This window comes from Peptostreptococcus sp. MV1 (assembly GCF_000758885.1).
GTDB lineage: Bacteria > Bacillota > Clostridia > Peptostreptococcales > Peptostreptococcaceae > Peptostreptococcus.
Genome location: NZ_JRNB01000067.1, coordinates 68,464 through 77,260, shown reverse-complemented (window position 1 = coordinate 77,260; position 8,797 = coordinate 68,464). Strand labels below are relative to the sequence as shown.

Sequence of the window (8,797 nt, the reverse complement as noted above, 5' to 3'; positions counted from 1 at the left end):
ATGCTGTCGCATAAATTTCGGATTTTATTCATCAACGCTAGTTGACAAAGAACCGTTATAAAATTCTATTAGACCTCAGTAGGACTCTCTATGAATTTGTAATATCATGGCTCTGTTCAGGAAAATCCGAATCTGCAAGCAGGCGGATTTTCTGCCTTCACATACGCCTCGATATTATGTAAATTCATAACCGAATGTCCTTACTCGAGGTCTAATTATCATTTTATATAAGTAGAAAAACATACATGTATTATCAAAAATATATTGCCTGCTATACAATATAAATTATCCAAACAAGAATTCATTTAAGACTAATTCTTAGTCCAGGTTACTGCAAGTTCTATTAGTTTTCATAATTAAATTAAAGTCTTATTTGAAGTACTTAACACCAGATTCAAATAACTTCTGGTCCTTTTCCCCTATGATATTCTTGATTACATGGTCTCCTCTTCTTTCTGAGTGACCCATCTTACCAAGTATTCTACCATCATCTGAAGTAATACCTTCTACTGCCCAGTATGAACCATTAGGGTTAAAGTCTATATCATATGTAGCATTTCCGTCAAAGTCTACATACTGTGTTGCTATCTGACCATTTTCTATTAGGACCTTCATAACTTCATCCCTGGCTACGAATTTACCTTCACCGTGAGATATAGCGATTGAGTGGATGTCTCCAACTTCTGTGCCTGCCAACCAAGGTGACTTATTTGATGCTACCCTAGTCTGAACTATCTTGGCCTGGTGACGACCTATATTATTGTATGTCAAGGTAGGCATATCTGCTGTTGGTGTCTTGATTTCACCATACGGTACTAGTCCTAGCTTGATTAGGGCCTGGAATCCATTACAGATACCTATCATTAGACCATCTCTATTCTTGATTAGATCCATTACAGCCTCTTCTATCTTAGGATTTCTGAATACTGTGGCTATAAACTTGGCTGAACCATCTGGCTCGTCACCAGCTGAGAATCCACCTGGTATCATGATGATCTGGCTCTTCTTGATTTCTTCTACCATCATGTCTATTGAAGACTCTATGTCTGCATATGTCATATTTCTAAATACGCCTATATAAGCCTCAGCTCCTGCTCTTTCAAAGGCCCTAGCTGAATCATATTCACAGTTAGTTCCTGGGAAGGCTGGTAGGAATACTCTTGGCTTGACTATGCTAAGTGATGACTTGGCTGGCTTGGAGTCTAACTTGTAGCTGATATTTTCTATCCTATCTGTCACTACCTTCTTTGCCTTAGTTGGGAAGATTGGTTCTAGAGTCTTTTCATATTCAGCATATAGCTTGTCTAGGCTTACCTCCTGACCGAATACGTCTATTACTGGCTGATCTATTGTCTGACCTACTAGGACATAATTTGCTCCCTCTAGGGCTCCTAGGTCTGCCTGGTCTATTTCAACTAGGATAGAACCATAGCTCTGTCTGAATAGGTCATCCCTATTTTCAAACCTGCTGGCTAGCTGGTCATCAAACTTGAATCCTATTCTGTTACCAAAGGCCATCTTGGCAATTGCTTCACCTAGACCACCATAACCTAGGGCATATGTTGCCTTTAGCTTACCTGCTAAGGCTGCCTTGTGTATTACATCAAAGTTCTTCTTCATTATATCGAAATCTGGGAAGGCATAGTCCTTCTGAGGTGTTTCAACTAGGACAAGGGCATGACCTGCAACCTTAAATTCCTGAGAAACTATATTCTTGGCATCTTCTGTATTTACTGCAAATGATACTAGTGTTGGCGGTACATCTATATCCTTGAATGTTCCACTCATTGAGTCCTTACCACCTATTGCTGGTATCTCAAAGTTTGACTGGGCATAGTAGGCACCTAGTAGGGCTGAGAATGGCTTTGCCCACTTTCTAGCATCCTGGCCTAGCTTTTCAAAGTATTCCTGGAATGTCAACCTAGCTGTTGAGTAGTCACCACCTAGGGCTACTAGCTTGGCAACAGATTCAACTACTGCATTCATGGCTCCGTGGAATGTAGACCACTTACCTATCTTTGGATTATATCCAAATGTCATAATTGATGATGTATTAGTCTCTCCACCCAATACTGGTATCTTGGCAACCATACCATTGGCTGGTGTAGCCTGGTACTTACCACCTAGTGGCATGATAATTGTATTTCCACCTATTGTATTGTCAAACTTCTCTACTAGACCCCTCTGTGAGCAAGTATTTAGGTCCGACATAGCTGCCAAATACTTGTCTTCTATAGAGTCAAACTTACTAGTCACACTAGTCAAGTCTACGTAGCTAGATTCTGGATCTATAAATTCTACCTTTATGTCTGTATCCTGCTTTGATCCATTTGTATCTAGGAAGGCTCTTCTTATATTTACTATATCCTTTCCATTCCAGAACATTCTTAGGTAGCCTGTGTCTGTAACTGTAGCTACGTGAGTTGCCTGTAGGTTTTCAAGGCCTGCTAGTTCTATAAATCTATCCATATTTTCAGCTTCTATAGCTACTGCCATTCTTTCCTGAGATTCTGATATAGCTAGCTCAGTACCATCTAGACCATCATACTTCTTTGGAACTAGGTCAAGGTTGATATCTAGTGATTCGGCTATTTCACCGATTGCAACTGATACACCACCTGCACCAAAGTCGTTACATCTCTTTATCATCTTTACAGCTTCTGGATTTCTAAAGAATCTCTGAATCTTTCTTTCGTTAGGGGCGTCACCCTTCTGAACCTCTGCAGAACAAGTAGATATAGACTCTTCGCTATGTTCCTTAGACGATCCTGTAGCTCCTCCACAACCATCTCTACCAGTCTTTCCACCTAGTAGGATGATTACATCTCCAGCCTCTGGTCTCTTTCTAATTACATTTTCCTTTGGAGCTGCTGCTATTACCGCACCAACTTCCATTCTCTTGGCAACGAAATTTTCATCATAAACTTCTGCTACCTGGCCAGTTGATAGACCTATCTGGTTACCGTATGAAGAATAACCACTAGCTGCCTCTGTAGTTATCTTCTTCTGCATTAGCTTGCCTGCTAGTGTATCTTCTAGTGAAGTTCTTGGGTCTGCTGAACCTGTCACCCTCATGGCCTGGTATACATATGACCTACCTGACAATGGGTCTCTGATAGCTCCACCCAGACAAGTAGCTGCACCACCAAATGGTTCTATTTCTGTTGGGTGGTTGTGTGTTTCGTTCTTGAACATTAGAAGGTATTCTTCCTTCTTGCCGTCTATTTCTACGTCTATGTTTATTGAACAAGCATTTATCTCTTCACTCTCGTCAAGGTCTGCTAGCTTGCCTTCCTTCTTCAATTTTTTCATAGCTACTGTAGCCATATCCATCAAACAAATATCCTTGTCCCTGTCTCCATAGACAAACTTCCTATCTGCTAGGTACTGGTCATAAGTATCCTTTACTATATCAGTGAACCTACCACCTGCTATATCTACATTAGCTAGTCTAGTCATAAATGTAGTATGTCTACAGTGGTCTGACCAATATGTATCTAGAACCTTTATTTCAGTTATAGTTGGGTTCCTCTTCTCATCGTCCTTGAAATAATTCTGGATGCACTTTAGGTCCTCTATAGTCATAGCTAGACCCATATCATCTAGCAATTTTTCTAGGCCTGCAAGGTCTAGGTCTATAAAGCCATCAAGGGTAGAAACTGTCTCTGGTATTTCATATTCAACTGCTAGTGTTTCTGGCTTGTCAAGTGATGCCTCTCTAGAGTCAACTGCATTGATTAGGTAGTCCTTTATCTTGGCAAAGTCTTGGTCACTAATAGTATTTTCAATCACTATTACCCTGGCAGAATTTATGTCAGGTCTCTTGCCGTCATTTACTATTTCAGCACACATTGATGCCCAGTCAGCCCTCTGGTCATACTGGCCTGGTAGGTACTCTATAGCAAAAACTCTCTCATCAGCTAGACCTGGTATTTCTTCATAGTATACCTTGTCTAGGTTAGGCTCAGACAAGATAGTTTCAGCCACCTTCTTGTAGGCTTCCTGACCTATGCCTTCTACGTCATACCTATTGATTACCCTTAGCTTGCCAACAGCTATATGTAGGCTTTCCTTTATGTCATTTTGCACTGCAACAGACTCTAAATCAAATCCGTCCTTCTTCTCAACAAAAACTCTACTTACCTTGCTCATAATCAACCCCTATATCCTTTCTATAGTGCATTCCTTTAAAACTAATCTTTTCTATATTTTTGTATACATTCTTGGCAGCTGCCTCTACGTCCTTGCCCCTAGAGCAAACACCTAGGACCCTACCACCATTTGTAACTATCTTATTTCCGTCAAACTTAGTACCACTATGGAATACTACTATGCTATCATCGACATCATTTAGTCCTGTAATTTCCTTGCCCTTTTCGTAAGCTTCTGGATAGCCACCTGATGCCAATACTACACAAGCCGCCGCATCATCTGAGTACTTGATGTCCACGTCCGCTAGCCTATCTTCTGTAATTGCCATCATTATTTCGCTTAGGTCAGTGTCCAACCTCATCAAGACTGACTGGGTCTCTGGGTCTCCAAACCTACAATTAAATTCTAGGACCTTCTCCCCTTTTGAAGTAATCATCAGACCTACAAATAGGATACCCCTGTAGTCTAGGCCATCAGCCTGGAAGCCCTTTAGGGACTTTATCAAGACTTCATCATATACCTTCTTTGCTAAGTCGTCAGTATATATTGTACTAGGTGAGAAAGTTCCCATACCACCTGTATTTGGTCCCTTTTCTAGTTCAAATATCTTCTTGTGGTCCTTGGCAGATTCCATAGGTATGATGGTATTCTTGTCTACAAAGGCAAGTATTGATGTTTCAATTCCTGTTAGGAATTCTTCAACTACTACTAGGTTACCAGCATCCCCAAACTTCTTGTCTGCCATTATCATCTTTAGGGTATCGATTGCATCCTCTCTGTTTTCAGGTATTACAACCCCCTTACCAGCAGCTAGACCATCAGCCTTTATAACTACTGGATAACCAAAAGAATCAATTTCCTCTATGGCCTTGTCTATGTCTGTATACTCCTTGTACTTGGCAGTCGGAATATCGTGTCTCACGAAAAATTCCTTAGAGAAAAGCTTGCTTCCTTCTAGTCTAGAGCAAGAGGCATCTGGTCCGAATACCCTCAAGCCCCTCTTGGCAAATACATCTGAAATACCCATTACTAGTGGAACTTCTGGACCTACAACTGTTAGGTCTATCTGGTTTGCCTCTGCAAAGTCTGCTAATTTATCTAATTCAGTATCCTTTATATCAAGACACTCTGCTAGCGATGCTATACCTGCATTACCAGGCGCACAGTATACTTTTTCTACATTTTTTTCTTGGCTCAGTTTCCAACAGATGGCGTGCTCTCTTCCTCCACCACCTACAACTAAAATCTTCATACTTGTCTTCCTCCTATTTTTATCTAGTCATCATAATAGCTAGTAAATAGGTAAATCTCCCACAATTTACACTACATGACCTATCAATTCTATATAGCAAGTATAGGTGCATAGAAATTTATGCACCTGACCTATTATTAATTAATGTTTGAAGTGCCTGATTCCTGTAAATACCATGCTGATACCTAGTTCATCACAAGCCTTTACTGAATCCTCATCCCTGATAGATCCACCTGGCTGAACTATAGCCTTGATACCATACTCAGCTGCTAGTCTAACGCAGTCATCGAATGGGAAGAAGGCATCAGATGCTAGGACAGCACCTTCAAAATTCTTTTCATTTTTATTATTTTCTATAGCATTGCTAAGTGCCCATATTCTAGATGTCTGACCACAACCTACTGCTAGTGTCTGACCGTCCTTAACTATTGCTATGGCATTAGATTTTAAGTTTTTAGCAACCTTCATACCAAATTCCATATCCTTCAACTGGTCATCTGTTGGCTGGACCTTAGTCACAACTTCAGTCTTGTCAGAAAGCTTGGTATCCTTATCCTGAACAAGTAGCTTACCATCAAGATACTTCATATCGTATGGCTGCTTGCTATCTTCTATCTTAGCTAGCTTTAATATTCTTAGGTTCTTCTTTTTCTTTAAAACTTCTAGAGCATCTTCGTCAAAGTCATAAGCAACAACTATTTCCAAGAATATCTCATTTATCTTCTCAGCAGTAGCCTTGTCTATCTTTGATGTAATACCTAGGATACCACCGAAGATTGAAACCTTGTCAGCCTCAAAACACTTCATATAGGCATCATAAACACTATCAGCAAGCCCAAGACCACAGGCGTTAGAATGCTTGATAGCCACACTGCAAACCTGGTCTGAATCCTTGAATTCTCTCATAAATTCCAGGCAACCAGCTAGGTCATTTATATTATTGAATGACAGTTCCTTACCATGTAACTGTTCATAGTTTATAATTGGATTATTTGCATTAGGCTGTGAGTACATAAATCCTCTCTGGTGACCATTTTCTCCATACCTAAGCTCCGTATCCTTCTCAAATGTAAGATTTAATATATCTGGGTACTGGTCTCCAACTACACCTGCAAAATATGTAGATATTAAAGTATCATACCTAGCAGTTGTAGCAAAAGCCTTATAGGCAAGCTGTCTTCTATCTTCTTCAGTCAAACCACCCTGGGCCAACTTGTCTATTACCATGTCATAGTCAGCTATGTCTACAACAACTGTTACATCCTTGTAGTTCTTTGACGCAGACCTAATCATTGATGGTCCACCTATATCTATATTTTCAACTATTTCTTCATGAGACTTGCCACTTCTAACAGCTCCTTCGAAGTCATATAGGCTGACTACTACCATATCTATTGAACCTATATTTAATTCCTTGACTGTATCTACATGTGAATCAAGGTCTCTTCTGTACAAGATTCCACCATGGATATATGGGTTAAGAGTCTTTACTCTACCGTCCAATATTTCTGGGAAATTTGTAACTGACTCTACCTGCATTACCTTTACACCTGCTTCATCTAGCTTCTTAAATGTGTTTCCTGTTGAGATTATCTCATATCCAAACTCATTTAATTTCTTACCAAACTCTACAAGACCTGTCTTATCTGTAACACTTATTAAAGCTCTCTTCAATTCTATGTACCCCTTTCACACTAATCTTCTATAAATACTTTTCTTCCTACTATCTTTATCTTATCATCACAGTAATCAGCAACTACCTGACTCAAAATCTTGTGTTCTATCTTCAAGACCCTCTGCTGTAGGTCTTCCGCTGTATCATCTGCAAAGACCTCTACTGTATCCTGTCTGATAATTGGGCCTGTATCCGCATTTTCATCGACAAAATGAACAGTAGCGCCACTTACCTTTACACCATATTCCACAGCTGCCTCATGAACCTTTAGTCCATAATAGCCCTTGCCACAGAATGACGGTATTAGGGATGGGTGAATATTTATTATCTTATTTTCAAATGCCCTAGTAAAGTTTGAACTAAGTATCTTTAAGAAACCTGCTAGGACAACTAGGTCTATCTCGTTTTCTTTCATAATGTCTATGATAGCCTGCTCATCCTTTTCAAATACTGCCCTTATCTTGTGCTTTCTAGCCCTTTCAAGACCATAAGCACCTTCTTTATTAGATATTACCAGTTTTACCTGACCATTTATCTTGCCATCCTCGGCAGCATCTATTATAGACTGTAGGTTTGTTCCACCACCAGATACTAGTACAGCTATATTTTTCATCCAATTACCTCTTCTACTCAATCTATATTAGGTCTACACCCTCATGTGAATCTACAACACTACCTATGATATATGCCTTATCCTGCATAAGGACCTTGTACTTATCATCTACAAAATCTACATTGTCACTTGGTCTATTATTGATGTAGTCAACTAGCTTTGGAGCCTCGGCCTTATCAACTATCATCACAAGACCAACACCCATGTTAAAGCTCTTGTGTAGCTCTCTCTTTTCTATGGCGTCAAAACCTTCTATCATCTTGAATATAGCTGGCTTGTCCCAAGACTTAGTATCTATATCAAGACCTAGTCCCTTAGGTATTACTCTAACTATATTTTCTATTAGGCCACCACCTGTAATATGGGCTATAGCCTTGATATCATGCTTAGCTAGGGCATCAAGGGCCAATTTAACGTATATCTTTGTAGGTGTTAGCATTGCATCACCCAATGACATACCCAATTCATCTATATGCTTGTCCAATTCGTACTTGTATTCTTCCAAGAAGATCTTTCTGATAAATGAGAAACCATTTGAATGGATACCACTTGAAGATATGCCAACTAGGACATCTCCAGCCTTTACATCATGGCCACTAACTATCTTCTTCTTGTCAGCTATACCTATTGAGAAACCTGCCAAATCGTAGTCATCTTGACCGTACATACCTGGCATTTCAGCAGTCTCCCCACCTATTAGGGCACAGCCACTCATCTTACAACCGTCAGCTATACCTCCAACAACCTTTTCTATATGCTCTGGAACCAACTTGCCTAGGGCTATATAGTCTAGGAAGAACATTGGCCTAGCCCCCTGACAAATCAAGTCGTTGACACACATGGCAACTAGGTCTATACCAACTGTATCATGCTTGTCCATCAACTGGGCAATCTTCAATTTAGTACCAACACCATCAGTTGATGCTAGTAGGACTGGCTCTTCCATTCCCATAAAGTCCTTTAAAGAATATAATCCACTAAAGTTTCCTAGATCACCAATTACGTTTGAATCATAAGTTCCCTTAATCTTATTCTTAATTAAATCTACCGCTCTGTTTCCTTCATCTATATCTACACCTGAACTCTTGTAAGTAAGCATTTTGAC

General features: G+C 39.9%; 5 protein-coding genes. All 5 read right to left on the bottom strand.

The features are described 5' to 3' along the window. Positions 1 to 369 precede the first annotated feature (369 nt). Positions 370 to 4,152 carry a phosphoribosylformylglycinamidine synthase gene (locus HMPREF1639_RS05540; RefSeq protein WP_036764234.1) on the bottom strand — a complete coding sequence of 1,261 codons (3,783 nt, stop codon included), beginning with the start codon at positions 4,150 to 4,152 and terminating at the stop codon, positions 370 to 372. Next, positions 4,136 to 5,404 (bottom strand): phosphoribosylamine--glycine ligase, encoded by a 1,269-nt coding sequence (gene purD / locus HMPREF1639_RS05535; protein WP_036764232.1) that lies wholly within the window; start codon positions 5,402 to 5,404, stop codon positions 4,136 to 4,138. Before purD ends, HMPREF1639_RS05540 begins: the two co-directional genes overlap by 17 nt. 141 nt (positions 5,405 to 5,545) lie before the next feature. Beyond that, on the bottom strand, positions 5,546 to 7,078 hold the full coding sequence (gene purH / locus HMPREF1639_RS05530; RefSeq protein WP_036764230.1) for a bifunctional phosphoribosylaminoimidazolecarboxamide formyltransferase/IMP cyclohydrolase: 1,533 nt from the start codon (positions 7,076 to 7,078) through the stop codon (positions 5,546 to 5,548). A 20-nt stretch (positions 7,079 to 7,098) separates the two neighbouring features. Beyond that, entirely contained in the window at positions 7,099 to 7,692 is a 594-nt protein-coding gene (gene purN, locus HMPREF1639_RS05525; protein ID WP_036764229.1) for a phosphoribosylglycinamide formyltransferase, read from the bottom strand. Positions 7,693 to 7,714: 22 nt separating this feature from the next. After that, the gene (gene purM / locus HMPREF1639_RS05520; protein WP_036764227.1) at positions 7,715 to 8,791 is read right to left on the bottom strand and encodes a phosphoribosylformylglycinamidine cyclo-ligase; all 1,077 of its coding nucleotides are present in this window, start codon (positions 8,789 to 8,791) and stop codon (positions 7,715 to 7,717) included. Positions 8,792 to 8,797 lie beyond the last annotated feature (6 nt).

Coding starts and splice junctions, on each gene's coding strand:
- HMPREF1639_RS05540 (WP_036764234.1), bottom strand. CDS start 4,152: ATGAGCAAGGTAAGTAGAGTTTTTGTTGAGAAGAAGGACGGATTTGAT.
- purD (WP_036764232.1), bottom strand. CDS start 5,404: ATGAAGATTTTAGTTGTAGGTGGTGGAGGAAGAGAGCACGCCATCTGT.
- purN (WP_036764229.1), bottom strand. CDS start 7,692: ATGAAAAATATAGCTGTACTAGTATCTGGTGGTGGAACAAACCTACAG.
- purM (WP_036764227.1), bottom strand. CDS start 8,791: ATGCTTACTTACAAGAGTTCAGGTGTAGATATAGATGAAGGAAACAGA.